The 24,880-nt window shown below is 61.3% G+C and carries 27 protein-coding genes and 1 tRNA gene; 12 read left to right on the top strand and 16 right to left on the bottom strand.

The annotated features are described in order from the left end of the window. Positions 1-20: 20 nt before the first annotated feature. The 13 genes from nuoH to rpsO form a co-directional block, all read right to left on the bottom strand. Entirely contained in the window at positions 21-1,094 is a 1,074-nt protein-coding gene (gene nuoH / locus IEV38_RS15090; protein WP_188397531.1) for an NADH-quinone oxidoreductase subunit NuoH, read from the bottom strand. Beyond that, a complete protein-coding gene (gene nuoG / locus IEV38_RS15085; protein WP_188397529.1) occupies positions 1,094-3,433 on the bottom strand; it encodes an NADH-quinone oxidoreductase subunit NuoG in 2,340 nt (779 codons plus the stop codon). Before nuoG ends, nuoH begins: the two co-directional genes overlap by 1 nt. Positions 3,434-3,490: 57 nt before the next feature. Further along, on the bottom strand, positions 3,491-4,786 hold the full coding sequence (gene nuoF / locus IEV38_RS15080; protein ID WP_188397526.1) for an NADH-quinone oxidoreductase subunit NuoF: 1,296 nt from the start codon (positions 4,784-4,786) through the stop codon (positions 3,491-3,493). Next, on the bottom strand, positions 4,783-5,262 hold the full coding sequence (gene nuoE, locus IEV38_RS15075) for an NADH-quinone oxidoreductase subunit NuoE (protein ID WP_188397524.1): 480 nt from the start codon (positions 5,260-5,262) through the stop codon (positions 4,783-4,785). The genes nuoF and nuoE overlap by 4 nt, the downstream gene beginning before the upstream one ends. A 27-nt stretch (positions 5,263-5,289) precedes the next feature. Continuing rightward, on the bottom strand, positions 5,290-6,543 hold the full coding sequence (locus IEV38_RS15070) for an NADH-quinone oxidoreductase subunit D (RefSeq protein ID WP_188397522.1): 1,254 nt from the start codon (positions 6,541-6,543) through the stop codon (positions 5,290-5,292). Further along, a complete protein-coding gene (locus tag IEV38_RS15065; protein WP_188397520.1) occupies positions 6,543-7,139 on the bottom strand; it encodes an NADH-quinone oxidoreductase subunit C in 597 nt (198 codons plus the stop codon). The genes IEV38_RS15070 and IEV38_RS15065 overlap by 1 nt, the downstream gene beginning before the upstream one ends. 18 nt (positions 7,140-7,157) lie before the next feature. Further along, positions 7,158-7,634 carry a NuoB/complex I 20 kDa subunit family protein gene (locus IEV38_RS15060; protein WP_188397518.1) on the bottom strand — a complete coding sequence of 159 codons (477 nt, stop codon included), beginning with the start codon at positions 7,632-7,634 and terminating at the stop codon, positions 7,158-7,160. A 3-nt stretch (positions 7,635-7,637) separates the two neighbouring features. Further along, complete coding sequence (locus tag IEV38_RS15055) at positions 7,638-7,997, bottom strand: NADH-quinone oxidoreductase subunit A (protein ID WP_188397516.1); 360 nt, start codon at positions 7,995-7,997, stop codon at positions 7,638-7,640. Positions 7,998-8,119: 122 nt separating this feature from the next. After that, positions 8,120-8,204, bottom strand: a tRNA-Leu gene (locus IEV38_RS15050). A gap of 72 nt (positions 8,205-8,276) precedes the next feature. Continuing rightward, entirely contained in the window at positions 8,277-8,654 is a 378-nt protein-coding gene (gene secG / locus IEV38_RS15045) for a preprotein translocase subunit SecG (protein ID WP_188397514.1), read from the bottom strand. A 48-nt stretch (positions 8,655-8,702) separates the two neighbouring features. Next, positions 8,703-9,449 (bottom strand): triose-phosphate isomerase, encoded by a 747-nt coding sequence (tpiA, locus tag IEV38_RS15040; RefSeq protein ID WP_188397512.1) that lies wholly within the window; start codon positions 9,447-9,449, stop codon positions 8,703-8,705. Positions 9,450-9,582: 133 nt separating this feature from the next. Then, positions 9,583-11,724, bottom strand: coding sequence for a polyribonucleotide nucleotidyltransferase (gene pnp / locus IEV38_RS15035; RefSeq protein WP_188397511.1), 2,142 nt, complete (start codon positions 11,722-11,724; stop codon positions 9,583-9,585). Positions 11,725-11,946: 222 nt separating this feature from the next. After that, entirely contained in the window at positions 11,947-12,216 is a 270-nt protein-coding gene (rpsO, locus tag IEV38_RS15030) for a 30S ribosomal protein S15 (protein ID WP_188397506.1), read from the bottom strand. Between the two features lie 168 nt (positions 12,217-12,384). Between rpsO and IEV38_RS15025 the strand changes: the two genes are divergently transcribed. From IEV38_RS15025 to IEV38_RS15010, 4 genes are all read left to right on the top strand, one after another. Continuing rightward, the gene (locus IEV38_RS15025) at positions 12,385-12,897 is read left to right on the top strand and encodes a hypothetical protein (protein WP_188397504.1); all 513 of its coding nucleotides are present in this window, start codon (positions 12,385-12,387) and stop codon (positions 12,895-12,897) included. 119 nt (positions 12,898-13,016) lie between these two features. After that, complete coding sequence (locus IEV38_RS15020) at positions 13,017-13,685, top strand: response regulator transcription factor (protein WP_188397502.1); 669 nt, start codon at positions 13,017-13,019, stop codon at positions 13,683-13,685. After that, positions 13,682-15,073, top strand: coding sequence for a sensor histidine kinase (locus IEV38_RS15015; RefSeq protein WP_188397499.1), 1,392 nt, complete (start codon positions 13,682-13,684; stop codon positions 15,071-15,073). The genes IEV38_RS15020 and IEV38_RS15015 overlap by 4 nt, the downstream gene beginning before the upstream one ends. A 94-nt stretch (positions 15,074-15,167) precedes the next feature. Next, on the top strand, positions 15,168-15,578 hold the full coding sequence (locus IEV38_RS15010; protein WP_188397497.1) for a YgiW/YdeI family stress tolerance OB fold protein: 411 nt from the start codon (positions 15,168-15,170) through the stop codon (positions 15,576-15,578). An 89-nt stretch (positions 15,579-15,667) separates the two neighbouring features. Here IEV38_RS15010 and oxlT read toward each other — a convergent pair whose 3' ends face one another. Further along, positions 15,668-16,975 carry an oxalate/formate MFS antiporter gene (gene oxlT, locus IEV38_RS15005; RefSeq protein ID WP_188397495.1) on the bottom strand — a complete coding sequence of 436 codons (1,308 nt, stop codon included), beginning with the start codon at positions 16,973-16,975 and terminating at the stop codon, positions 15,668-15,670. 166 nt (positions 16,976-17,141) lie between these two features. Here oxlT and IEV38_RS15000 point away from each other — a divergent pair, with 166 nt between their 5' ends. Then, positions 17,142-17,498: a hypothetical protein gene (locus IEV38_RS15000; protein WP_188397493.1), complete on the top strand. Its 357-nt coding sequence runs from the start codon at positions 17,142-17,144 to the stop codon at positions 17,496-17,498. Positions 17,499-17,782: 284 nt separating this feature from the next. Here the strand turns inward: IEV38_RS15000 and IEV38_RS14995 are convergent, their stop codons facing one another. Beyond that, positions 17,783-18,505: a pseudouridine synthase gene (locus IEV38_RS14995; protein ID WP_188397491.1), complete on the bottom strand. Its 723-nt coding sequence runs from the start codon at positions 18,503-18,505 to the stop codon at positions 17,783-17,785. 148 nt (positions 18,506-18,653) lie between these two features. Between IEV38_RS14995 and hisC the strand changes: the two genes are divergently transcribed. The 3 genes from hisC to IEV38_RS14980 all read left to right on the top strand — a co-directional run bounded on the left by hisC (position 18,654) and on the right by IEV38_RS14980 (position 20,778). Further along, complete coding sequence (hisC, locus tag IEV38_RS14990) at positions 18,654-19,715, top strand: histidinol-phosphate transaminase (RefSeq protein WP_188397488.1); 1,062 nt, start codon at positions 18,654-18,656, stop codon at positions 19,713-19,715. Between the two features lie 307 nt (positions 19,716-20,022). Then, positions 20,023-20,241: a DUF2970 domain-containing protein gene (locus IEV38_RS14985; protein ID WP_188397486.1), complete on the top strand. Its 219-nt coding sequence runs from the start codon at positions 20,023-20,025 to the stop codon at positions 20,239-20,241. A gap of 81 nt (positions 20,242-20,322) precedes the next feature. Then, a complete protein-coding gene (locus tag IEV38_RS14980; RefSeq protein WP_188397484.1) occupies positions 20,323-20,778 on the top strand; it encodes a PPC domain-containing DNA-binding protein in 456 nt (151 codons plus the stop codon). Between the two features lie 9 nt (positions 20,779-20,787). On the opposite strand, the gene IEV38_RS14975 is transcribed toward IEV38_RS14980, so the two are convergent. Further along, positions 20,788-21,606, bottom strand: a complete 819-nt coding sequence (locus IEV38_RS14975) for a fused MFS/spermidine synthase (protein WP_188397482.1) — start codon at positions 21,604-21,606, stop codon at positions 20,788-20,790. 107 nt (positions 21,607-21,713) lie between these two features. Between IEV38_RS14975 and IEV38_RS14970 the strand changes: the two genes are divergently transcribed. From IEV38_RS14970 to IEV38_RS14955, 4 genes are all read left to right on the top strand, one after another. Next, on the top strand, positions 21,714-22,529 hold the full coding sequence (locus IEV38_RS14970; RefSeq protein ID WP_188397583.1) for an MlaE family ABC transporter permease: 816 nt from the start codon (positions 21,714-21,716) through the stop codon (positions 22,527-22,529). Between the two features lie 16 nt (positions 22,530-22,545). Further along, a complete protein-coding gene (locus IEV38_RS14965) occupies positions 22,546-23,547 on the top strand; it encodes an MlaD family protein (RefSeq protein WP_188397480.1) in 1,002 nt (333 codons plus the stop codon). Further along, entirely contained in the window at positions 23,544-24,215 is a 672-nt protein-coding gene (locus IEV38_RS14960; RefSeq protein WP_308633634.1) for a hypothetical protein, read from the top strand. The genes IEV38_RS14965 and IEV38_RS14960 overlap by 4 nt, the downstream gene beginning before the upstream one ends. A gap of 112 nt (positions 24,216-24,327) precedes the next feature. Further along, on the top strand, positions 24,328-24,861 hold the full coding sequence (locus IEV38_RS14955) for a DUF4410 domain-containing protein (RefSeq protein ID WP_188397478.1): 534 nt from the start codon (positions 24,328-24,330) through the stop codon (positions 24,859-24,861). Positions 24,862-24,880 lie beyond the last annotated feature (19 nt).

Here is a 24,880-nt window from a genome sequence, read left to right as displayed (position 1 = left end):
CCTCTTTGCTCAGCCTTGCATTAGTTCCAGATGTTCCATGGCGTCTTCATCCAGATCGCGACAACCAGGAACCAGACCAGGGTCAGCGGGATGAACACTTTCCAGCCCAGACGCATGATCTGGTCATAGCGATAACGCGGGAACGAAGCACGGAACCAGACAAACAGCGTGATCACGAACAGGGTCTTCAGGCCCAGCCAGATCCATCCCGGAATCCAGGTGAACGGCGCGAATTCGAACGGCGCGGCCCAGCCACCGAGGAACATCAGCGCGGTCAGGATCGAGATCAGCCACATGTTGGCGTACTCGGCCAGGAAGAACATCGCGAACGACATGCCCGAATACTCGACCATGTGACCGGCAACGATCTCCGATTCGCCCTCCACCACGTCGAACGGGTGACGATTCAGTTCGGCGGTGCCGGACACCACGTAAATGATGAACAGCGGCAGCAGCGGCAGCCAGTTCCACGACAGGAAGTTCACGCCCATCTCGGCGAAACGGCCTGCGGTCTGCGTCATCACGACATCGGTCAGGTTCATGGAACCGGTGATCATCAGGATCGTCACCAGCACGAAGCCCATCGCGATCTCGTACGAGATCATCTGTGCCGAGGCGCGCATCGCGCCAAGGAACGCATACTTCGAGTTCGAGGCCCAGCCGGCGATGATGACGCCATAGACTTCGAGCGAGGTGATCGCCATCACGAACAGCAGCCCGGCATTGACGTTGGCCAGTGCAACCTCGGGACCGAACGGAATCACGGCCCAGGCAACCAGCGATGGCATGATGGTCATGACCGGTGCGATCACGAACAGCGCCTTGTTCGATTTGGCCGGAACGACGATTTCCTTCAGCAGCAGCTTGACGCCGTCGGCGATCGGCTGCAGCAGACCGGCCGGACCGGTACGGTTGGGGCCATGACGCACGTGCATCCAGCCGATGACTTTACGTTCCCACAAGGTCATGTAGGCAACCGCGCCCATCAGGGGAGCGACCACGGCAATGATCTTGACGAGGTTCCAGACCAGCGGCCAGTAGTAGCCGAAAATTGAGTCACCCGTTGCGTGGATGGACAGTAATACTTGATCCATTACGCTTTCTCCACGCTGATAGGACCGAACATTGCGCCGAGGCCGGCAGTGGACGGATGTCCGGCAGCCACGCGCACTACATTGACCGGCAGGGTCTTGTCGATGGCGGCCGCCAGCACCGCGCTGCCGCTACCCTGCACTACCTTGACCTGATCACCGGCCGCAACGCCCAACTTGGCAGCCAGATCGGCCGACAGCCATGCCTTCGGCTCTGCGCCGTCGCGCGTTTGCTGCAGCGGCTCGGAACGGCGCACGATGGCGTCGGTGGCATAGATAGGCACGTCCGCCACGCGCTCCAGCGCTCCAGCCGAAGCGGCCTTGACCGCCTGCGGCAGCGCCTTGCCGATGTTGTTCAGGCGCGGCTGCAGGTTGGCTTCCGCCGGTGCGTTGGCGCCGATGATTTCGTTGCGGATGGTTTCCGAGGCGTCGTAGTCGAAACCGTCGAGTTCGAGCAGGTTGCCCAGCACGCGCAGGACCTTCCAGCCCGGACGCGCATCGCCGAGCGGCTTGACGGTGCCGTTGAAGCTCTGTGCACGGCCTTCGCAGTTGACGAAGGTACCCGAGGTTTCCGAGAACGGCGTGATCGGCAGCATGACGTCGGCGAAGTCGGCGCCGTGCTTGAAGGCCGACATCACGACGACCATATCGGCCTGGTTCAGCGCGGCACGCGCAGCCTGCGGGTTGAAAGTGTCGAGTTCAGGTTCTGCGTTCAGCAACAGATAGGCCTTGCGCGGCTGTTCGAACATCTGCACCGCGTTGGCGCCATTGGCACCCGGCAAGGCGTTCGCGAGATAGCCGCCCACAGTATTGGCAGCTTCGGTCAGGAAACCGAAACGCGCATCGGTGTTCTGGGCGATCCATTGCGCCGCAGCGTGCAGCTTGGCCGCTTCCGGATGCTGGAGCACGGCATTGCCGAGCAGAACAGCCTTCGGTTCGCCCGACAGCAGGCTCGCAGCGATCTGCTTGGCTTCGGCCGAGGCGGCAACGCCTTCGAAACCGGCCGGTGCAGTCACACCGCGTGCCTCGGCAACGGCGACGATGACTTCACCCAGCGCAGCCAGCCAGTCGGATGGTGCCTTGATCATCTTGTTGGCGACCGGCATCAGCAGGTCGTCGTCGGTCGCATGCAGGATGCTGAGGCTGGCACCGCCCTTCACTGCCAGGCGCAGACGCGCAGCCAGCAGCGGGTGATCCTTGCGCAGGAAGGAACCGATCACGAATGCGCGCTTGAGCGCGGCAAACTCGTTGATCGACATGCCGAGCCATGGCTTGATCGAAGAATCGAGCGAAGCATCGGACTGACGCAGACGGAAATCGATGTTCTCGGAACCGATGCCACGCACCAGCTTGCCCAGCAGCGACAGTTCTTCCAGCGTGGAATTCGGCGTCGCCAGCGCGGCGATCGCATCGGCGCCGTGTTCGTGACGGATGTTGCGCAGGCCATGCGCCACGTATTCGAGCGCGGTCTGCCAGTCGGTTTCCTGCCACTTGCCGTCCTGCTTGATCATCGGCGCGGCCAGGCGGTCCTCGCTGTTCAGCGCTTCGTAGGCGAAACGGTCCTTGTCCGAGATCCAGCATTCGTTGACGTCTTCGTTCTCGAGCGGCAGCACGCGCATGACCTTGCCGGCCTTGACCTGGACGATCAGGTTGGCGCCGAGGCTGTCGTGCGGGCTCACCGATTTGCGACGCGACAGTTCCCAGGTACGTGCACTGTAGCGGAACGGCTTGGACGTCAGGGCACCGACCGGGCACAGGTCGATCATGTTGCCCGACAGTTCGGAGTCAACAGTCTTGCCGACGAAGGAAGTGATCTCGGAGTGTTCGCCACGGTTGAGCATGCCGAATTCCATGACGCCGGCGATTTCCTGGCCGAAACGGACGCAGCGCGTGCAGTGAATGCAGCGGCTCATTTCCTGCATGGAGATCAGCGGGCCGACATCTTTCGGCACGACGACACGTTTTTCTTCTTCGTAGCGCGAAGAAGAACCACCGTAACCCACTGCCAGATCCTGCAATTGGCATTCGCCGCCCTGATCGCAGATCGGGCAATCGAGCGGGTGGTTGATGAGCAGGAATTCCATCACGCCCTTTTGCGCCGTGATGGCTTTCTCGCTGTGCGAGCGGACGATCATGCCGGGCGTAACGGGCGTGGCGCAAGCCGGCAACGGCTTGGGCGCCTTCTCCACTTCAACCAGGCACATGCGGCAGTTGGCCGCGATGGACAGCTTCTTGTGGTAGCAAAAATGCGGAATGTATGTGCCGAGCTTGTTGGCAGCATCCATTACCATGCTGCCTTCCTGCACTTCGACCTTCTTGCCGTCTATTTCGATTTCAACCATGGCTTTGCTTTTTCTGCGTCAGTGTTCTCACTAGGTTTTGATAAACGAAGTGAGGTGCTATACGTAAGCGGGCACCAAGCAATGCTTATGCTCGATGTGATACACAAATTCTTCACGGAACTGCTGGATCATTGCACGCACCGGCATCGCGGCAGCGTCACCCAGCGCGCAGATCGTGCGTCCCTGAATGTTGTCGGCAATGGAGTTCAGCATATCGAGGTCTTCCACCCTGCCCTGACCGTTTTCGATACGCTGCACCATGCGATACAACCAGCCCGTGCCCTCGCGGCATGGCGTACATTGACCGCAGGATTCTTCAAAGTAGAAGTACGACAGACGCAGCAGCGACTTGACCATGCAGCGCGTCTCGTCCATCACGATGACAGCACCGGAACCCAGCATGGAGCCTGCCTTGGCGACCGAATCATAATCCATGTCGGTAGCCATCATGACGTCGCCGCGCACCACAGGCACCGACGAACCGCCAGGGATGACAGCCTTGAGCTTCTTGCCGTCGCGCACGCCGCCAGCCAGTTCCAGCAGGGTCGCGAATGGCGTACCCAGAGGAATCTCGTAATTACCAGGATTGGTGACGTCGCCCGACACCGAGAAAATCTTGGTGCCGCCGTTGTTCGGCTTGCCCAGTCCCGCGTATGCCTCGGCGCCCACCTGGAAGATGAACGGGACGGCTGCGAAGGTTTCGGTATTGTTGATCGTGGTCGGCTTGCCGAACAGACCGTAGCTGGCCGGGAACGGCGGCTTGAAGCGCGGCTGGCCTTTCTTGCCCTCGATCGATTCGAGCAGCGCGGTTTCCTCGCCACAGATGTAGGCACCGTAGCCATGGAAAGCGTGCAGCTGGAAGCTGTGCGACGAACCCAGGATGTTGTCGCCGAGGAAGCCTGCAGCACGCGCCTGCTCCAGCGCCTCTTCGAAGCGCTGATACACCTCGAAGATTTCGCCGTGGATATAGTTGTAGCCGACCGTGACGCCCATTGCATAGGCGGCGATGGTCATGCCTTCGATCACCGAGTGCGGATTGTAGCGCAGGATGTCGCGATCCTTGAACGTGCCCGGCTCGCCCTCGTCGGAATTGCAGACCAGGTATTTCTGGCCTTCGTAATTCTTCGGCATGAAGCTCCACTTCAGGCCGCTCGGGAAGCCCGCACCGCCACGACCGCGCAGCGTCGATGCCTTGACTTCGGCAATCACCTGCTCGGGCGTCATGCCTTCGGACAGGATGCGCTTCAGCGACGAATAGCCGCCACGCTTGACGTATTCGTCCAGACCCCAGTTGTCGCCGGTCAGATTCGCGAAAATCAGCGGCTTGATATGACGATTGTGCAGGCAGGTCATTTCTTGAGTTCCTCTACCAGTGCATCGATCTTCTCGTTCGACATGAAGCTGCACATGCGATGGTTGTTGACCAGCATGACGGGCGCGTCGCCACAGGCGCCCATGCACTCGCCTTCCTGCAGCGTGAACTGACCGTCCTCGGTCGTTTCACGGTAATCGATACCCAGCTTTTCCTTCAGGTAGTGCGCAGCGCGCTCGCCCCCCGACAGCAGGCATGGCAGATTGGTACAAACCGAAATCTTCGTCTTGCCCACCGGCTTGGTGTTGTACATGTTGTAGAAGGTCGCGACTTCCTGCACGGCGATCGCCGGCATGCGGAGGTAGTCGGCGATTTCCTGCATCACTTCAGGCGACAGCCAGTTGGTTTCTTCCTGCGCAATGGCCAATGCGGCCATGGTGGCGGACTGCCTCTGCTCGGGAGGGAATTTGGCGATCTCGCGATCGATCCTTTTGTATGCTTGCTCAGATAACAGCATCTTTATGCCTCTACTCATTGCCCGCGATCAGCGGTCAATCTCACCAAACACAATATCCTGCGTACCGATGATGGTCACGGCATCGGCCAGCATATGCCCTTTGGACATCTCGTCCATGCCTTGCAGATGCGCAAAGCCGGGAGCGCGGATCTTCATGCGATACGGCTTGTTGGCGCCATCGGAAATCAGATACACGCCGAACTCGCCCTTCGGATGTTCCACTGCCGCATACGCTTCACCAGGCGGCACATGGAAGCCCTCGGTAAAGAGTTTGAAGTGGTGAATCAGGTCTTCCATGTTCGACTTCATGCCAACGCGCGATGGCGGCGCCACCTTGTGGTTGTCGGTCATGACCGGACCCGCATTGTTGCGCAGCCATTCGATGCACTGCTTGATGATGCGGTTGGACTGACGCATTTCTTCCACGCGGACCAGATAACGGTCGTAGCAGTCACCGTTGGTGCCGACCGGGATGTCGAAATCCATCAGGTCATAAACTTCGTACGGCTGGTTCTTGCGCAGATCCCATTCGATGCCCGAACCGCGCAGCATCGGACCGGTAAAGCCCATCGCCTTGGCACGTTCCGGCGAAACCACGCCGACTCCGACCAGACGCTGCTTCCAGATACGGTTGTCGGTCAGCAGCGTTTCGTACTCGTCGACGTAGGTCGGGAAACGGTTGGTGAAGTCTTCGATGAAGTCGAGCAGCGAACCCTGACGGTTTTCGTTGAGCTGCTTGATCGCCTTGGCATTGCGCACCACCGATGCCTTGTGCTGCGGCATGGTGTCCGGCAGATCGCGATAGACGCCGCCCGGACGATAGTAGGCAGCATGCATGCGCGCGCCGGAAACGGCCTCGTAGCAGTCCATCAGGTCTTCGCGCTCGCGGAAGGCATACAGGAACACCGCCATCGCGCCAACGTCGAGCGCGTGCGCGCCGATCCACATCAAGTGATTCAGGATGCGGGTGATCTCGTCGAACATCACGCGGATGTACTGGGCGCGCAACGGCACTTCGACACCGAGCAGACGCTCGATCGCCATCACGTAGCCGTGCTCGTTGCACATCATCGACACGTAGTCGAGACGATCCATGTACGGCACGGACTGCAGATAGGTTTTTTGCTCTGCCAGCTTTTCGGTGGCACGGTGCAGCAGGCCGATATGCGGATCGGCGCGCTGAATGACCTCGCCGTCCAACTCCAGAACCAGGCGCAGCACGCCGTGCGCTGCCGGGTGCTGAGGACCGAAGTTCAGGGTGTAATTCTTGATCTCAGCCATTATTTCATCCCGTACTGTTCTTCGCGAATCACGCGCGGCACGTTTTCACGCGGCTCGATCGTGACCGGCTGGTAAATCACGCGCTTCTGTTCAGGGTCGTAGCGCATCTCGACATAGCCCGACACCGGGAAGTCCTTGCGGAACGGATGGCCGATGAAGCCGTAGTCGGTCAGGATGCGGCGCAGGTCGTTGTGACCTTCGAACAGAATGCCGTAGAAGTCGAATGCCTCGCGCTCGTACCAGTTGGCCGATGGCCAGATATCGATCACCGAGGCCACCACCGGCATATCATCGTCAGGCGCAAATACACGCACGCGCAGACGCCAGTTGTGCGAGATCGACAGCAGATGCGAGACCACGGCGAAACGCGGACCTTCCCACACGCCGTCGCCGTAGGTCGAGTAATCCACGCCGCACAGATCGATGAGTTCCTCAAAACGCAGATCGGCATGGTCGCGCAGGACGCGCATGGCAGACAAATAATCGCTGGCTTTGACGACGATGGTCACTTCACCGAGTGCCACAGTCAGGTTTTGAAGCTGATCGCCGAGCGCGTTGCGCAGGGCTGCTTCCAGAGAATCAAGTTTGGTCGTCATAATGGCTGGCCGCAATTCTTAGCGTGCAATCGTGTAGGTGCGGCGAATCTTGTTCTGCAATTGCAGAATGCCGTACAACAGCGCCTCGGCAGTTGGAGGACAGCCTGGCACATAGACATCGACCGGCACGATGCGGTCGCAACCGCGCACGACCGAATACGAATAGTGGTAGTAGCCGCCGCCGTTGGCGCACGAGCCCATCGAGATCACCCAGCGCGGCTCGGCCATCTGGTCATAGACCTTGCGCAGCGCCGGCGCCATCTTGTTGCACAGCGTGCCGGCCACGATCATCACGTCGGACTGACGCGGCGACGGCCGGAACACGATACCGAAACGGTCCAGATCGTAACGGGCAGCACCCGCATGCATCATCTCCACCGCACAGCACGCCAGACCGAATGTCATTGGCCACAGCGAGCCGGTACGGGTCCAGTTGAGCAGCTTGTCAGCCGTGGTGGTGATGAAACCTTCGTTCAATACGCCTTCAATTGCCATGACTTACTCCCAATCCAGCGCGCCTTTTTTCCATTCGAATACCAGACCGAGGGTCAGCACACCAAGGAAAATCATCATCGCCCAGAATCCCAACATACCGACATCGTGCATCGCCACAGCCCACGGAACGAGGAAGGCAACTTCAAGGTCGAACAGAATGAAAAGAATCGCAACCAGGTAATAGCGCACATCGAACTTCATGCGCGCGTCCTCGAATGCTTCGAAGCCGCATTCGTAAGGAGACAGCTTTTGAGCATCCGGATTGTAGGGAGCCAGAACACGGCCGAGGACCTGGGGCACCACACCGACACCGATGCCAACCAGTATGAAAAGCAGAACGGGGAAATAGTTTTCGAGATTCACGATGACAGTATATTGGCTAAGCGGTTGGCAAATTTCGCAAAAATACTTGTTTGACGTAACCCGTGACAGGCTCGTCGATAAAAAGCCAGCTTGGACTTACCCTTGCTGGCCCTTTAATTTTTTGGTGCCGACGGCGAGACTCGAACTCGCACAGCTTGCGCCACTACCCCCTCAAGATAGCGTGTCTACCAATTTCACCACGTCGGCAAGACTTCTATTTTAACCTGCTTTGATGCTTTTATTCAATGTGCAATCGCACCAAAATAGAAGAACACAACTTTATTTCGGGACTTCATTCGCACGGTCCGCACCGGCAGGAGCAACAGGCGCTTCGGCAGGCGCAGCCGGAACCGCAGGCACCGCCCCCGGCACCTCGGAAACAGGCGCATTTTCCATCACGCCGCCACCGCTCTGCACCGGACCATTGCTTACAAACGCCAGGCCCAAGGTGGCGCAAAAAAAGATGACGGCGGCCAGCGCGGTCATCTTCGACAGGAAATTGGAAGAACCCGTCGCACCGAACAGGCTGCCCGAGGCACCCGAGCCGAACGATGCGCCCATGTCGGCACCTTTACCATGCTGCAACAGCACCAGGCCAATGATCGCCAATGCCGACAGCACCTGCAGGACGACGATGAGGGTATGCATGCTATTCATTTAATTAATTTCCAGTTCTAGATAATCGTAAAAACTTCAGTGTTCGCTTCAGGATTTGCAGACGATCCCGAAAAAATCCGCGGCCTTCAATGCCGCACCGCCAACCAGTCCGCCGTCGATATCCGGCATCGCCAGCAACTCGGCGGCGTTATCCGGCTTCATGCTGCCGCCGTACAAGATACGTACCGTTTCGACCGCCTTCTGATCCACCGCGCGCATGCGCTGACGCAACATCGCATGGACTTCCTGCGCCATTTCCGGCGTTGCCGTGCGGCCGGTGCCGATGGCCCAAACCGGCTCGTATGCTACAACAATCCCGCTCAGACCGCCCTGCGGCAGACCGGCCAGCACCGCGTCGATCTGCGCACCGATCACGGCATCCGTCTGCCCCGCTTCGCGCTGCTCCAACGTTTCACCAACACAGACGATGGGAACAAGACCCGCCGCGACCGCGCGTGCCGCCTTGCTGGCCGTCAGCTCGTCGCTTTCGCCGAAATAGGCGCGCCGCTCGGAATGGCCGACGATCACGTAACGGCAACCGAATTCCAGCAGCATCGCCGCCGAGACTTCGCCGGTATAGGCACCCGCTGCGTGCATCGAGACATCCTGCGCACCGAGCGCCACATGGCTACCGGCGAGCAGTGCCTGGCACTGCGCGAGGTAAGGCGCCGGCACGCAGACTGCGACCTCACAGGCACTGTTTGCGCAATCGGCCTTGACCTGCTCCAGCAAGGCCGCGTTGGTGGCCAGACTGCCATTCATTTTCCAGTTGCCTGCGACGAGTTTGCGGCGCATAAGTAATCCAGAAATTCATTAACCCGCTATTCTAGCCCGCTGCACAGAGCATGGTCAAACGAAGCCATCGTTCCCGCAAAGAAAAACCGCCCTCGGCTTGCGCGTCGGGCGGTTCTGGCGAAGGACGATGCCCTTATTCCTGGGCAGGGGCAGCGGCGGGTTCCGCGCCTTCCTCGGCAGCAGCTGCCTTCATCGACAGCTTCAGGCGACCACGGTCGTCGGTTTCGAGAACCTTCACGCGCACCTGCTGGCCTTCCTTCAGGTAGTCGGCCACGGCGTTGACACGCTCGTTGGCGATCTGGCTGATGTGCAGCAGACCGTCCTTGCCCGGGATCACTTGCACGATGGCACCGAAATCGAGCAGCTTGAGCACGGTGCCTTCATAGACCTTGCCGACTTCGACCGAAGCCGTCAGTTCCTCGATGCGGCGCTTGGCTTCCTGGCCGGCGGCAGCGTCCACCGAAGCGATGGTGACCACGCCTTCGTCGCTGATGTCGATCTGGGTGCCGGTTTCCTCGGTCAGCGCGCGGATCACCGCACCGCCCTTGCCGATCACGTCACGGATCTTTTCCGGATTGATCTTGATCGTGATCAGGCGCGGCGCAAAGTCCGACAGCTCACCACGCGTGCCGCTCGGCACGGCTTTTTCCATCTCGCCGAGGATGTGCACGCGGCCTTCCTTGGCCTGCGCCAGTGCGACCTGCATGATTTCCTTGGTGATGCCCTGGATCTTGATGTCCATCTGCAGCGCGGTGATGCCGTTGGCGGTACCCGCCACCTTGAAGTCCATGTCGCCGAGATGGTCTTCATCGCCGAGAATGTCGCTCAGGACGGCGAACTTGTTGCCTTCCTTGATCAGGCCCATGGCGATGCCGGCCACATGCGATTGCATCGGCACACCGGCGTCCATCAATGCCAGGCAGCCGCCGCAGACCGAAGCCATCGACGACGAACCATTGGATTCGGTGATTTCCGACACCAGCCGCACCGAGTAGCTGAACTCTTCCGGCGTCGGCAGCGCGGCAACCAGTGCGCGCTTGGCCAGACGGCCGTGGCCGATCTCGCGGCGCTTCGGCGTGCCGACACGGCCGGTTTCGCCGGTGGCGAACGGAGGCATGTTGTAGTGCATCATGAAGCGGTCCGAATACTCGCCCATCAGCGCATCGATCTTCTGCTCGTCGCGCGCGGTGCCCAGCGTGGCAACCACCAGCGCCTGCGTTTCGCCGCGGGTGAACAGGGCCGAACCGTGGGTACGCGGCAGAACGCCGGTACGGATCGAGATCGGACGCACGGTGCGCGTGTCGCGGCCGTCGATACGCGGCTCGCCTTCGAGGATCTGCGAACGGACGATCTTGGCTTCGAGGTCGAACAGGATGTTGCCGACTTCAACGCCGTCCGGCACTTCGCCGCCAATCGATGCCGCTTCGGCTGCCAGTTCGGCATTGACCTCGGCGCTGACTTCCTTGAGCTTGGCGGTACGCGCCTGCTTGTCCTTGACCTGGTAGGCGGTGCGCAGCTTGGCTTCGGCGAAGTGGGCGACGCGCGAGATCAGCGCTTCGTTCTTAGGTGCCGGGCTCCACTGCACTTCCGGCTTGCCGCCGTCGCGCACCAGCTCATGGATGGCGTCGATGACGGCCTTCATCTGTTCGTGGCCATAGACCACGGCGCCCAGCATGACTTCTTCCGACAGTTGCTGCGCTTCGGATTCGACCATCAGCACGGCACGCTCGGTACCGGCCACGACCAGATCCATCTGCGACTTGGTCAGTTGCGAGGCGGTCGGGTTCAGCACGTACTGGCCATCGATGTAACCGACGCGCGCAGCGCCGATCGGGCCGGCGAATGGAATGCCGGACACGGCCAGCGCAGCCGAGGCACCGATCATCGAGGCGATGTCCGGATCGATCTCGGGATTGACCGACAGCACGTGCACGATGATCTGCACTTCGTTCAGATAGCCTTCCGGGAACAGCGGACGGATCGGACGATCGATCAGGCGCGAGGTCAGCGTTTCCTTCTCCGACGGACGGCCTTCGCGCTTGAAGAAACCACCGGGAATACGGCCGGCGGCATAGGCTTTTTCAACGTAATCGACGGTCAGCGGGAAGAAGTCCTGGCCCGGCTTGGCGTCCTTCTTGGCGACCACGGTTGCCAGCACGACGGTGTCTTCGATCGAGACGAGGACGGCGCCGGATGCCTGACGGGCAATCTCGCCGGTCTCGAGCGTGACCTGATGCTGACCGTACTGGAAAGTTTTGGTGACTTTATTAAACACGGATGTTCCTTTCTGATTTGCCGACAGATTTTCAGGAGCTGTCGTTCACCTCACCGCAACGATGCAAAAACCGGCATCGTTTTTATCTCCTGCTCCACTTCGATCCTGCCGTGGTGATTGTTGTGACACGTGCTGCTGATGCCAAACTGCAAAAAACAAAATGCCCGCATCAGCGGACTGACGCAGGCATTTCAGTAAAGCGGGATAGAATGCTGCAACGACTTACTTGCGCAGACCGAGCTTGGCGATCAGATCGCGGTAGCGATTCAGATCCTTGTTCTTCAGGTAGGCAAGCAGGCTCTTGCGACGATTGACCATCATGATCAGACCGCGGCGGGAGTGATGATCCTTCGAGTGTTCCTTGAAGTGACCGTTGAGGTCGTTGATGCGTGCGGTCAACAGGGCAACCTGCACTTCCGGCGAGCCGGTATCGTTCTGGCTGCGGGCGTTGTCGGCAACGATGGCTGCCTTGCTGGATTTTTCGAGCGACATGGTAAAACCTTTCACATGCGATGCGCGGAGTCGCAACCCCGGTACATCGTGAACAACAATTAAGGGATTTGGTCAAAAAATGACCAAGGCCGGAGTATAGCGGAAATGCCCGTCCCCTTCAAACATCCTGTACGGTTTCTGCCAAAAATGTTGAAAATCGATCAAAAAATGCCTGCCCTCCTTCGTTTCCTGGCAACAACCGCCCTGTTGGCGGCCGTTGGCGGCTGCGCGAGTTGGCAACCGGCGACACTGCAAATCGGCGAAACGGAACAGCAGGTCGTGGCGCAGCTCGGCACGCCAACGGCCCGTATTCCGGACAATGCCGGCTACCTGCTCGAATACAACCGCAATCCCTGGGGCCAGGCCACGCATCTGGCGCGTTTCGGCCCGGATGGAAGACTTGTTTCCTACGAACAGGTACTGACCGTCGAGAAATTTGCGCAGATTCAGGTCAATGTCGCCACCCGCGACGACGTGCTGCGCACCGTCGGCCATCCTGCCGAAACCTCGTATCTGCCACGCCAGCAACTCGAAGTCTGGAGCTATCCATACAAGGAAGCAGGTGCATGGAATTCCATCATGCACGTCCATTTCGACCATGCCGGCATCGTCCGGCTCATGCAGAATGGGCAGGACCTGCGTTTCGAACGCGATGGCCTGTTCGGATTTTTCGGAAGCTGAAGTCACGGTCGGATAAAACAGAAACCGGCTGCATGGCGCCTGCCGTCCGTATTGCAGCCAGATTTGCAGCCGGTGCCCGCATCAGTTCCGCTTCATCTTTCTGCCATAAACTCCTCCGTATGCGCATTCTCCTCATCGAAGACGACCCGTCGCTGGGCAGCTCGCTGCAATCGTGGCTGCAGATGGACGGCTATGCGGTGGACTGGCTGCAACGCGGCGATCAGGCCGCTGCCGCGCTGGCAACGCATGACTACCAGTGTGTGCTGCTGGACCGCGGGCTGCCCGGTCTCGACGGCGATGCCGTATTGACGGCCTTGCGCGCCGCCGGCGCACTCCATCCCCGTCTGCCGGTGATCGTCATCACGGCACGCGACACGCTGGCCGACCGCATCCAGGGCCTGGACCTGGGCGCCGACGACTATCTGATCAAACCCTTCGACCTGGAGGAACTGTCCGCTCGTGTACGCGCCGCATTGCGCCGCGGTACGACGCAGCACAGTCCCGAATTGCGCCACGGCGCGGTGGTACTCGACCCGGCCGCCAAACGCGTGACCCTGGACGGCGAACCGCTGCCTCTCACCGCGCGCGAATTCACCGTCCTGCAGGCCCTGATGCGCCATCCCACCCATATCCTCAGTCGCGCGCAACTGGAAGAAGCCCTGTACGGATGGGGCGAAGAAGTCGAAAGCAATGCCATCGAGGTCCACATCTACAACCTGCGCAAGAAGCTCGGCAACCGTTTCATCGTGACGGTGCGCAATCAGGGCTACGGACTGGCTCCCGCATGAAAATCCCGCAATGGCGCCCGACCGGACGCCGGTCGAAACCGGCCGACTCGCCTGCGTCACGTGCGAACTGGTCGCTGCGGCGGCGCCTGCTGCTGGCGGTGATGGGCACCAGCATCGGGCTCTGGCTGATCAGCCTTTCCATCGTGGTCGGCGTGGCCTGGTTTGCCACCAGCGATGTCTTCGACGATGCGCTGGAAGAAGGTTCGCACCTCGTGTTGCAGTTGACCGCGCAGGGCGAATCCGTCGCCGGCGAGGCGCTCAGCCCGCGCGCCGGGCGTGGCGACGCATTGAGGCTGCGCATGTACTACCAGATCGTGGCGCCCGACGGCCGCGTGCTCGCGCGCGGCGACGACACGCCGGAGGCCGCCTTCCTGTCCGGCGTGCAACACGAAAAAACAGTCACGGTCTGGGCCGCGGACGAATTCTGGCGCGTGCACGTGCGTCCTGCGCCGGGCGGCATCACGGCGCAGGTGGCGCAGCCGATGGAAGAGCGCATGGAACTACTGGAGGATATGGCGGAGAAGCTGGTCTGGCCCGCGCTGGGCCTGCTGGTGATGCTGGGACTACTGAGCTGGCTCCTTATCCGGCGCCTGCTGCAACCGCTCGAAGATGCCGTGCGCCGCATCAATGCAAAGTCGCCGCACGACCTGATGCCGGTACAGACGCCGGACGCTCCGCGCGAACTTCAGACGATTCTCGATGCGCTCAATGCGCTGCTGGCACGACTCGCCATCGCGCTCGACAGCGAACGCCGCTTCACGGCCGACGCCGCGCACGAACTGCGCACTCCGCTGGCCGCCCTGCGCATGCGTGTGCAACTCATCGAGCGCGAACTGACACTGCCGACCGCCCACCTGCAGCAGCTGCGCGCCGACCTGGATCGCTGCACCACGCTGGTGGAAAGCCTGCTGGCGCTGGCCCGACTGGAACCCCAGGCCGCTGCACCCGCGCAGGAGACAGTGGACCTGAACGCCGTGCTCGACGAACTGGACCTGGAAACCCTCGCCCCGCACATGCGCATCGAACGCGCGCTCGCAGTGCCGCAGATGAAAGCCGCACCGGCGTTGCTGTCCAGCGCGCTGCGCAACCTGATCGACAATGCCGTGCGCTACGGTCACAGAAACGGCCGGGTGCGCATCGAGTCCGCGCCCCTGCCGCAAGGCGGCACGCGCCTGGCGATTCGCGACGACGGCATGGGCGTCCCATCCGAGCAAAGAGCTCGTCTTGGCGAACGCTTCTTCCGGGTGCTGGGAACCGGACAGACCGGCAATGGCCTGGGATTGTCCATCGTCGCGCGTATTGCAGCGCTGCATGGCGCTTCCTTGCACTTCGAAGACGGCCTCGACGGTCGCGGGCTGAGCGTGGTACTGGACTTTCCCGCCAATTGAAGACGCATCAGATTGTCTTCAGATTCAAGTTGTCCAATGCAATTGTTCCGCATCGTTGCGGAGCTTCTTTCGCAAACAAAAAAGGAGTCAAATCATGCGCCATACCGCAACTACCCTGGCTGCCGTCGCCCTTCTGGCACTGGGCAGCACTGTCGCCGTTGCTCAATCTTCCGGCTATGTCGGCCCCAGCAGCGCGCCCAAGGCGGCAGCACAGAATGCCTATTCGGGTCCCAGCAGCGTGCCGCTGATGACGGTCAAGCAGTTGCTCGACGACGGCCGCGACGATCAGCCGGCCCGCCTGCAAGGCCGCATCGTCTCGCACGACGGCGGCGAACGCTACACCTTCGAGGACGCCACCGGCCGCATTACCGCGGAGATCGACAACGAGGATTTCCCGAGCAGCCAGACCGTGAATGCCGAAACCCGCGTGGAACTGCTGGGCGAGTTCGACAAGGGCCTGCGCAAGAGCGAGTTCGAAGTCGATCGCGTGACCGTGCTGCCTTGAACAGAAGCCTGAATGAAAAAAGCGAGCCGATGGCTCGCTTTTTTGTTAGCCTCCCCGCCTTTCCTGCGGCGGGAAGATGACGACAACGATCAGGCCGTGACGCGCTTGGCCTCTTCCTGAACGTCCAGCATGCCGGCTTCCTTCGTCAGCAGACGCTTGCGCATCGGACCCAGGATCAGCTTGGCCGACACACCGGCGAAGATCGTGATGACAGCCGCCACCACGAATACACGGCTCCATCCACCGTCAACTGCCAGCAGCGACGCCAGCGGCACCAGCAAGGCAGCCGTACCTTTTGCCGTATAGAGCGTACCCGAGTTACCGGCCGCGAACTTGGAGCCGAAGATATCGGCACAGGTCGCAGGAAAGATCGAAAAGATCTCGCCCCAGAACAGGAAGATCAGCGCCGCGAATACCATGAAGGCATACATGTTGTGGCCCCACATCATCAGACCGAGCAGCGACAGACCTTCGCCGATAAAGACGATGAACATCGTGTTCTCACGGCCGATCTTGTCGGACACGAAGCCGCACAGCGGACGTGTGATGCCGTTGGCCACATTGTCGATTGACAGCGTCATCGTCAGCAGCGGCAGCGTCACGCCGAACAGCGTCACCGGCAGCGAAGCCAGACCGTAGTCGGTCGCGATCGGACCGAGCTGCGCGGTTGCCATCAGGCCACCCGACGCCACCAGCACGAACATCACGTACAGCACCCAGAACACCGGCATCTTCAGCATCTGACCGGTCGTGTAGTCAACCTTGGTCGCGGTACCTGCCTTGGCAATCGCCGCTTTCGGCGCAACCGGTTTGACCAGCAGCATCGACAGCACGAAGATCGCCACGCCCTGGATGATGCCGAAGGTGAACAGGGTTTTCTCGTAACCGGCCGACTGGATCATGTTGGCGATCGGGATCACCGTGATCGCAGCACCGGCGCCGAAGCCGGCAGCCGTCAGACCGGCAGCCAGACCGCGGCGGTCCGGGAACCATTTCAGCGCATTGCCCACGCAGGTGCCATAGACACAGCCTGCGCCGATACCCGACACGATCGCTCCCGCATACAGCACCGGCAGCGTCGAGGCAAAGCTGTAGATGATCCAGCCGAGACCAGCGCAGATCGCGCCACCAGCCACCACCGGACGCGGACCGAATTTATCGACCAGATAGCCTTCGATCGGTACCAGCCAGGTTTCGGTCACGATGAAGATCGAAAAAGCGAGCTGGATCGCGGCCTTGCCCCAGTGATGGGCGTTGTCCATCGGCGTGACGAAAAGCGTCCAGCCATATTGCAGGTTGGCGACGAAGCCCATGCAGATGATGCCGATGACCAGCTGCATCCAGCGGTTTTTGTAGCCCTTGCCGGTTTGCACGGGCGTGGTTTGATTGCTGCTCATATCAACTACCTCTCAAGAAGTCGTGAACTGAAGAACACAGGGCAGAAGCGCCCGGTTCGATTCGTTTTACGAGGGGCAGATATCCGTGCAGGGAGCACTACGAACAATCATTCAACGATCTTGCATGCCGCTTTGACGATGATCTGATTCGCAAGGCGTGGCGCGCATGCGCGGCAACGCCGGATACCCGTCAGGCGAGAGGCGGAGCGCGGGAGAAATAATGCGGCGAAGCGATCCGGAAGAACTGGTCGCATGCCACGGCGACGGATTGCGCCGCAAGGGAAGGAGCGGGAGGAATGACGAAGGCGGACAGCGGAGCATCGTCATACTCGTCGATCAGCAGGTGCTTGGAAAGCTCGCCATCGGCGGCGTCGCCCTCCTCGACCGAACATTGATGATCGAAAACGGTTTGCTGCACATGATCCAGCGCACCCGCGAACGCGAACTGCTGCGCAAACAGCAGCAGAAGCGAAAGACACAGATGAATGAAGGGACGCGATTTCATGGCATCGATGAATGTTGAAAGGATGAAAACAACTGCCTTTTCGCCCTCTCGAAACATTTCAAAACAATTTCATTAATGGATATCTGTCATGGCAGCGAATTCATTATAGGACGATTTCGGAAGAAATGTCGGAAGATATTCAATTGGCGACTGACAGGTATTCAGAAAGTCACGGATCATCGTCACGACTATTTGATGGCTGCGGCGAACCGCAATAGGGAAAGCGCGCCGGATGACCCGGCGCAGCGCAATAACCAAGGGGAAGGAAGACCGATGCCTGACCCGCGCATCGGCATGAAAAACTAGTCGGATGATGGCCGCAGCAGCGCGAGTTTTTCCGGCTCCAGATAAGCCCACTCACCCTCCTCCAGCCCCAGCGATTCCAGCGTCAGTTCGCCGATGGCGACGCGCCGCAATGCCGCGCAATGGTTGCCGGCAGCCGCCAGCATGCGCTTGACCTGATGGTATTTGCCCTGCTCGAGCACGATCTCCAGTTCATGCGGTGCCAGCATGCGGCAGGTCTGTGCTGCCAATGGCGCGGGTTCGTCGTGCAGTTGCACGCCGCCGAGTAGCTGCGCCACCAGTTCCGGCGTAACCGGATCGTGGGTGGCGGCGACATAGACCTTGGGAATGTGGCGCTTGGGCGAGGTTTGCGCGTGGATGAAGGGGCCGTCGTCCGACATCAGAAGCATGCCGGTGGTGTCATGGTCGAGACGACCAACCGGTTGCAGATCGCGCCAGGTGAACTGCTCGGGCAGCAGCGTGAGCACGCCCGGATGATGGCTGGGCTTGCGCGAACATTCGAAGTTGGCCGGCTTGTTGAGCACGATATAGACGTGCTCGCGATAGCGCCAGGTTTCGTCGAAGATGGTGAATTCCAGACCGTCGGTATCGAAGGTGGCGCGATAGTTGTCGATGACTTCGTCGCCGATGGCGACTTCGCCATCCTCGATCAGGCTGCGGCAGTATTTGCGGGTACCGAATCCCTGCGATTGCAGGATGCGGTCGAGGGACAGTTTGCTCATGGCCCGCACTCTACCAGAAGGCCCGTATGCAGTCATGGCGCATCTGCCGACGACAGCTGCGTCAGTCGTCACATCGATCGTCACGTCAGCCGGCGCATTCCCGTGCGGACTCGCTATAGAATGGCGGTCTGTCTTTAAAGGAACCTGCATGAGTCAATTCTGGAGCCCGCTGGTGCGTACGCTGACGCCCTATGTGCCGGGAGAACAGCCCAAGGTCACCAACCTGATCAAGCTCAATACCAACGAGAATCCCTACCCGCCTTCGCCCGCCGTGACGGCCGCCATGCAGGCCGTCAGCGCAGCGTCCCTGCGGCTCTATCCCGATCCCGATTCCTCGCAGCTCAAGCAAACGCTGGCCGATTACCATGGCGTCAAACCCAATGAAATCTTCGTCGGCAACGGTTCCGACGAGGTGCTGGCCTTCGTCTTCATGGCGCTGCTCAAGCACGAATCGCCGCTGTTGTTCCCGGACATCACCTACAGCTTCTATCCCGTCTATTGCCGGCTGTTCGGCATTGATTACGTCGAAGTGCCGCTGAACGACGAGATGAAGATCGACATCGGCGACTACACCGGCCGCGAATGCGGCGCCATCATCTTCCCCAACCCGAACGCGCCGACCGGCATTCCGCTGCCGCTGTCGGCCATCGAACAACTGCTGCAGGCGCAGCCGCAGGCGGTGGTGGTGGTCGATGAGGCGTATGTGGATTTCGGCGGCGAAACGGCGCTGCCGCTCATGCAACGTTATCCGAACCTGCTGGTGGTGCGGACCTTCTCCAAGTCGCGCTCGCTGGCCGGCCTGCGCGTGGGCTTCGCCGTCGGCCATCCGGCGCTGATCGAGGGCATGGAGCGCGTCAAGAACAGTTTCAATTCCTATCCGATGGATCGCCTGGCGACGGCCGGTGCGGTCGCCAGCTACCAGGACGACGCCTACTTCCGCCAGACCGTGCAGGCCGTCATCGACAGCCGCGAGGAAATGACGCGCGCGCTGCAGGAACTCGGTTTCACCGTGCTGCCGTCGAGCGCCAACTTCGTCTTTGCACGCCATCCGGCCTTCTCGGCGGAAAGCCTGGCGGCCGGCCTGCGCGAACGCGCGATCATCGTGCGGCATTTCAAGCATCCGCGCATCGACCAGTACCTGCGCATCAGCATCGGCACGCCCGAAGAGTGCCAACAACTGGTCGCCGCGCTGACGCTGCTGACCGCCTGATTCCAGCAGAAAGCGGCTTGTCCGCCGGGACGTCTATGATCCTGGAAACAGCAGTTGACCGCTGGCCTTCCTTTGCCAGGCGGCATGAACACAGACTTTGCGGCGTCGGTCACTTTCACCTGCAAGGGGAACACGCTATGCACCCGCCAGCACCGTGCTCGACACGCCAGGCGGCGTTGCTCCTCCTTGCGCACGACAGTGCGCCGCGTCGTCTCGTCTTGCCTGGCACGCCGATCACGGCACTGGCGGATGCATCCAACTACCGTTTCCAGGATAATCAACCTTCCATCCTCTTGCGGAGGCAGGCATGCAGAACGTACCCGACGACAAGCCGCAGAAGACGTCCTTCTTCGCCACGCTGGGCGCCGTGTTCTGGTCCTTCATCGGACTGCGGCGGCGCAGCGACTACGAAAAGGACGTGACCGGGCTCAATCCGGTCTACGTGATCATCGCCGCGCTGATCGGCGCAGCCCTTTTCATCGCTATTCTTCTGGGCGTCGTGTCGCTGGTGCTGAAACAGGCCTGAACCTGCGATGCCGCAGGGTCTCCGCGACCGGGCATGCGGTGTGCCGCCATGCCTCCCGACATTGAACAGGAAAGGAATCCAATGCGCAGCAAACTCATCAACGACGGTTCGGAAAAAACCTATGCCCTGATCTTCGAAAGCGGCGAGGAAGCGATCTCGCTGCTGCAACGTTTCGCCAAGGACCACGCACTGGCCGCCAGCCGCTTCACGGCGATCGGCGCTTTCAGCAGCGCCACGCTCGGCTATTTCGACTGGGAACAGAAGGACTACGAAAAGATCGCCGTCAACGAACAGGTCGAGGTGCTGTCGCTGATCGGCGACATCTCGCTCGAGGATGGCGAACCCAAGATCCATGTGCATGCCGTGTTCGGCAAGCGCGACGGCACGGCCCACGGCGGGCATTTGCTGCAGGCCTACGTGCGACCCACGCTGGAAATCATCCTGACCGAGTCCCCGGGTTACCTGCGGCGCAGCTTCGATGCGGAAAGCGGGTTGGCGCTGATCGACATCGGCCGCAGCGAAGGCGACCGGACCTGATAACGCAACTCACCGCGCCGGCGGCTGATTGGCCGCCAACTGTCGTTCCGACGGCGTCAACTGCGGGCACGGATAGACGAGCTGCAATCCGTGTTCGCTGCGCAGGTGTTCCAGGCCGGCCTGCACCGCCGCCGCATGGGCGCCGTTGCCATCCTCCTGCGCCGCGCTGTCCTTGACCGCCACCAGCAGGTGGCTGTTTTCCTGTCCGACCTTGAACCAGCCGATGCAGGCCAGGCCGAAATGCGCCTGCGCTTCGCGCACCATGCCGGCAATCGTGTTTTCCTCGTCGGCCATGTTCGCCACCAGCACGCCGCCTTCCGGCAGCACGCGCCGACAATGCACAAAGAAGTCGGCCGAACACAGCGTCGGCGGGCCGCCTTCCTGATCGAAGCCGTCGAGCAGGATGACTTCGGCCGTCGCATTGTCCTGGGTAGCGATGAAATCCGCCGCGTCCGCATGCAGCACACGCAGGCGCGCGTCGTCAGGAGGCAGCATGAACTGCTCGCGCAGCGCGATGACGTCGGCATCGTTCTCGAGTACGGTAAGGCGCGTGTGCGGCAACTGGCGATAGCAGAACTTGGCGAGCGAACCGCCGCCGAGGCCGACCATCAACACGTGCGCCGGCTGCGGCTGAAACACGCCGAAGCCGGTCATGGCCTGCGTATAGGGAATCACGAGCGCGTACGGATCGGAAATGCGCATTGCGCTTTGCACCACGTATTCGTCGAAATGCAGGGTGCGCAAGTCGCCATCGTCGAACACGAAAGGCCGTCCGCCCCGCGTGAGTGTGCGCAGCCGCTCGAAGCGCTCGGGCGTGAAGAAATCCATGAAGGGACAAGCCTGACAAAACATGCAGTGTGCGACCATGACGCGGCAAAGTCAAAATGCCATGCCCCGCCGTGCCGGCCCGCCGCAATCGCTGCTACCATGCGCACATGATCGTCAAGGCAATGCCCCACAATCCGCTCTCCCGCCTGGGCCGCGCGATCCAGCGCTGGCTGCTGGGCAGCTGGCGCACGCTGCTGTTCGGCGTGATGATGATCTCGCTGCTGTTTTCGCCGGCCAGCTACCGGCGCGAAAACCGCCGCGCCGCCGCCTACCAGATCGTGCTCGGCACCAGCGGCAACCTGATCTGGTTTTCGGTGCTGAGCGCGCTGGTCAGCCTGATTCTGATCCGCATCGTGGTGGTTACCGCATTGAGTTACGGGCTGTCGCGCTATGCGCTGGAAATGGTGGTGCGCGTGCTGGTGCTGGAACTGATTCCGCTGACGGCAGCGCTGTTCGTCGCGCTGCGGCGCACCCTGCCCGACGGCGTGGAGCTGTCCGAAATGCGCTCGCGCGGCGAACTGCATGCGATGCGGCAGCGCGGACTCGATCCGGTGCGGCTCGAATTCTTCCCGCGCGCGGTGGCCGGCGTGTTCTCGGTGCTGATGCTGGCGGCATTGAGCTGCATCCTGTCGCTGGTGCTGACCTATCTGTCGATCTACGGCTTCAACCATTGGGCGCTGCCCGGCTATACGCGCGTGGTCGGGCAGATCTTCAATCCGGCCGTGACCATGATCTTCGTGCTCAAGACTCTGTTCTTCAGCCTCGCGGTGTCGCTGATCCCGATGGCGTCGGCGCTCTATGCCGCAGCGGGCGCACCGCTGCACAGCCGTTCCAAGGCCGCCAACGAACTGGCGGCGATGGTGCGGCTGTTCGCCGTCCTGCTGCTGATCGAGGCCGCCTCGCTGATGGGCAACTACTATTAACCTCTGTCGATAACCCATGCCTGAACAACCGCCGCTTCCGCTGCCTTCTCCCGAGCCGCCATCCGCGTCCGTGCCGCCGTCGGTCGCCGCGCCGCTGGCGCAGGGCAATCTCGAATTCAAGGCGGCCATCCTGCTCGCCTTCCTGGTCGCGCTGATCTGCAGCGCCGCCGGCTACCTGATGTATGCGCGCGGCGCCTTCGAATCGACGCAGGACCTGGTGCTGCTGGCCGACGACGCGGAAGGCGTGGCGGTCGGCATGGACCTGACCTTCTCCGGCTTTCCGATCGGACGCGTGTCCCGCATCGAACTCGGCAAGGACGGCAAGGCGCGCATGATCGTTGCCGTTGCCGAGAAGGATGCGCACTGGCTGCGCACTTCCAGCGTGTTCACGATGGAACGGCCGATCGTCGGCAGCACGCGCCTGCGCGCCTTTACCGGCATTCCCGAAGACCCGCCGCTGGAAGCAGGCGCCGAACGCACGCTGCTGGTCGGCGACGTGGCGGCCGAGATTCCGCTGCTGGTGGCCTCCGCCAAGCAACTGATCGAAAACCTCAACGGCCTGAGCGATGCGCAATCGGCACTATCGACCACGCTTGCCAACGTGCAGGCCCTGACCGACAAGCTCAACGGCCCGCACGGTGCGCTTGGTGCCTTGCTCGGCAATGAGACGGATGCGAAGAAACTGGTGGCGACCGTGGAACGCGCCAACAGCATGCTGGCGCGTGTCGATGGCGTGCTCGCCAAGGCCGACGCGCAGTTGTTCGGCAAGGATGGCAACAGTCAGGCCACCATCGTCCAGCTCAATGCCATGCTCGGCGAGGCGCGCCAGAGCCTGCAAAAACTCGATGCCGTGCTGACCGATGCGCAAGCCATCAGCGGCAATGCGCGCGCCGCCACCGGCGACCTCGACGTGCTGCGCGGCGATGTTGACCGCAGCGTGCGCAAGGTCGAACAACTGGTCGATGAACTCAACCGCAAATGGCCGTTTGCACGCGATACGGAATTGAAGCTGCCATGATGAAACTATCGCTCACCACCACCGCCTCGCTGCTTGCCGCCATCCTGCTGGCCGCTTGCGCCGGCAATCCCGCTCCGGGCTGGCAGATGGATGCCAGCAATGCGCTGGATCGCGCCAATATCGCTTGGCTCGAAGGCCGCGACCGCGTCGCGCAGCAGGAATACGCGCTGGCCCGCAGCGAAGTCGCGCGCACCGGCAAGATCGAGATGATCGCGCGCGTCGAACTGACGCGCTGTGCAGCGCAGGTCGCCAGCCTCGTGCTGGAGGAATGCGCGGGCTTCGCGCCGCTGCGGCAGGATGCGGAAGCGGCCGAACGTGCCTATGCCGATTATCTGGACGGCAGGCTGCAACCGCAGGACGTCGCCCTGCTGCCGGCCGCGCAGCGCGGCGTGGCCGGCGCGAGCAGCGACAGCGCAGCGGCGGCTGCCCTGCCCGCGGTTGCCGATCCCTTCTCGCGCCTGATCGCCGCCGGCGTGCTGTTCCGCAGCAACCGCGCCACGCCCGCCGTGATCCAGAACGCAGTCGATACCGCTTCGGCGCAAGGCTGGAAACGGCCGCTGCTGGCCTGGCTCAATGTGCAGGCGCTGCGCGCCGAACAGGCCGGCGCCACGGAAGAGGCGCAACGCGTGCGGCGGCGCATGGCGCTGATCGAAGCCCCGACCAGGTAAACGACGGTCTTCGCCAGCAAAATCCATCGTACCGGCAGCATCCTGAAGAAATGAGATAACATGCGCAAAAGATAATCTTTTGTCATCATTCTTTTTCTTCAGGAGACCATGCATGAAGTTTGTCCTGCTCCCGATCACCGTGACCAGCATGCTGCTGGCAGGCTGCGCCGCCACCGTCAATACGACTACTGCAAGCGCACCACCTCTCAAGACCAGCGCCGCCTCCGCCAAGAACATCGTCCTCAATCTGGAAGGCGACCCGCAGCACACCGCCGGTGAAGACTGGACCAAGCTGAAAACGGCCTGGCAGAGCGGCATGAAGACCGCCGCCACAGAAATCGGTGCCGGCTATGCCGAACAGGATGACAAACCGCGCGCCACCGGCCGCGATGGCACTGTGGTGGCAGTACACATCAAGGATTATCGTTACCTGGGCACGGGCACACGCTACGGCCTGGGTGCCTTCGCCGGCAATGCCTTCGTCGATGCAAACGTCAGCTTCATCGATGCCCGCAGCGGCAAGCTCCTCGGCGAACGTGCCTACAACACCTCATCGTCGGCCTGGCAGGGCATCTTCTCGGCCATGACCGATAAACAGGTCGAAGCACTCAGCAGGGAAATCGTCGGGGAATTACAGAAAAAATAGACGACCAACGCCAGTCGTC

This window comes from Oxalicibacterium flavum, from assembly GCF_014635065.1.
Classification (GTDB): Bacteria; Pseudomonadota; Gammaproteobacteria; order Burkholderiales; family Burkholderiaceae_D; genus Oxalicibacterium; species Oxalicibacterium flavum.
The sequence above is the reverse complement of the archived record's forward strand: the minus strand, read 5'-3'. Positions and strand labels throughout refer to the sequence as shown.

Coding starts and splice junctions, on each gene's coding strand:
- nuoH (WP_188397531.1), bottom strand. CDS start 1,094: ATGGATCAAGTATTACTGTCCATCCACGCAACGGGTGACTCAATTTTC.
- nuoG (WP_188397529.1), bottom strand. CDS start 3,433: ATGGTTGAAATCGAAATAGACGGCAAGAAGGTCGAAGTGCAGGAAGGC.
- nuoF (WP_188397526.1), bottom strand. CDS start 4,786: ATGACCTGCCTGCACAATCGTCATATCAAGCCGCTGATTTTCGCGAAT.
- nuoE (WP_188397524.1), bottom strand. CDS start 5,262: ATGCTGTTATCTGAGCAAGCATACAAAAGGATCGATCGCGAGATCGCC.
- IEV38_RS15070 (WP_188397522.1), bottom strand. CDS start 6,543: ATGGCTGAGATCAAGAATTACACCCTGAACTTCGGTCCTCAGCACCCG.
- IEV38_RS15065 (WP_188397520.1), bottom strand. CDS start 7,139: ATGACGACCAAACTTGATTCTCTGGAAGCAGCCCTGCGCAACGCGCTC.
- IEV38_RS15060 (WP_188397518.1), bottom strand. CDS start 7,634: ATGGCAATTGAAGGCGTATTGAACGAAGGTTTCATCACCACCACGGCT.
- secG (WP_188397514.1), bottom strand. CDS start 8,654: ATGAATAGCATGCATACCCTCATCGTCGTCCTGCAGGTGCTGTCGGCA.
- tpiA (WP_188397512.1), bottom strand. CDS start 9,449: ATGCGCCGCAAACTCGTCGCAGGCAACTGGAAAATGAATGGCAGTCTG.
- rpsO (WP_188397506.1), bottom strand. CDS start 12,216: ATGTCGCTCGAAAAATCCAGCAAGGCAGCCATCGTTGCCGACAACGCC.
- IEV38_RS15025 (WP_188397504.1), top strand. CDS start 12,385: ATGCCTGCCCTCCTTCGTTTCCTGGCAACAACCGCCCTGTTGGCGGCC.
- IEV38_RS15020 (WP_188397502.1), top strand. CDS start 13,017: ATGCGCATTCTCCTCATCGAAGACGACCCGTCGCTGGGCAGCTCGCTG.
- IEV38_RS15015 (WP_188397499.1), top strand. CDS start 13,682: ATGAAAATCCCGCAATGGCGCCCGACCGGACGCCGGTCGAAACCGGCC.
- IEV38_RS15010 (WP_188397497.1), top strand. CDS start 15,168: ATGCGCCATACCGCAACTACCCTGGCTGCCGTCGCCCTTCTGGCACTG.
- oxlT (WP_188397495.1), bottom strand. CDS start 16,975: ATGAGCAGCAATCAAACCACGCCCGTGCAAACCGGCAAGGGCTACAAA.
- IEV38_RS15000 (WP_188397493.1), top strand. CDS start 17,142: ATGCGCGGCAACGCCGGATACCCGTCAGGCGAGAGGCGGAGCGCGGGA.
- IEV38_RS14995 (WP_188397491.1), bottom strand. CDS start 18,505: ATGAGCAAACTGTCCCTCGACCGCATCCTGCAATCGCAGGGATTCGGT.
- hisC (WP_188397488.1), top strand. CDS start 18,654: ATGAGTCAATTCTGGAGCCCGCTGGTGCGTACGCTGACGCCCTATGTG.
- IEV38_RS14985 (WP_188397486.1), top strand. CDS start 20,023: ATGCAGAACGTACCCGACGACAAGCCGCAGAAGACGTCCTTCTTCGCC.
- IEV38_RS14980 (WP_188397484.1), top strand. CDS start 20,323: ATGCGCAGCAAACTCATCAACGACGGTTCGGAAAAAACCTATGCCCTG.
- IEV38_RS14975 (WP_188397482.1), bottom strand. CDS start 21,606: ATGGATTTCTTCACGCCCGAGCGCTTCGAGCGGCTGCGCACACTCACG.
- IEV38_RS14970 (WP_188397583.1), top strand. CDS start 21,714: ATGATCGTCAAGGCAATGCCCCACAATCCGCTCTCCCGCCTGGGCCGC.
- IEV38_RS14965 (WP_188397480.1), top strand. CDS start 22,546: ATGCCTGAACAACCGCCGCTTCCGCTGCCTTCTCCCGAGCCGCCATCC.
- IEV38_RS14960 (WP_308633634.1), top strand. CDS start 23,544: ATGATGAAACTATCGCTCACCACCACCGCCTCGCTGCTTGCCGCCATC.
- IEV38_RS14955 (WP_188397478.1), top strand. CDS start 24,328: ATGAAGTTTGTCCTGCTCCCGATCACCGTGACCAGCATGCTGCTGGCA.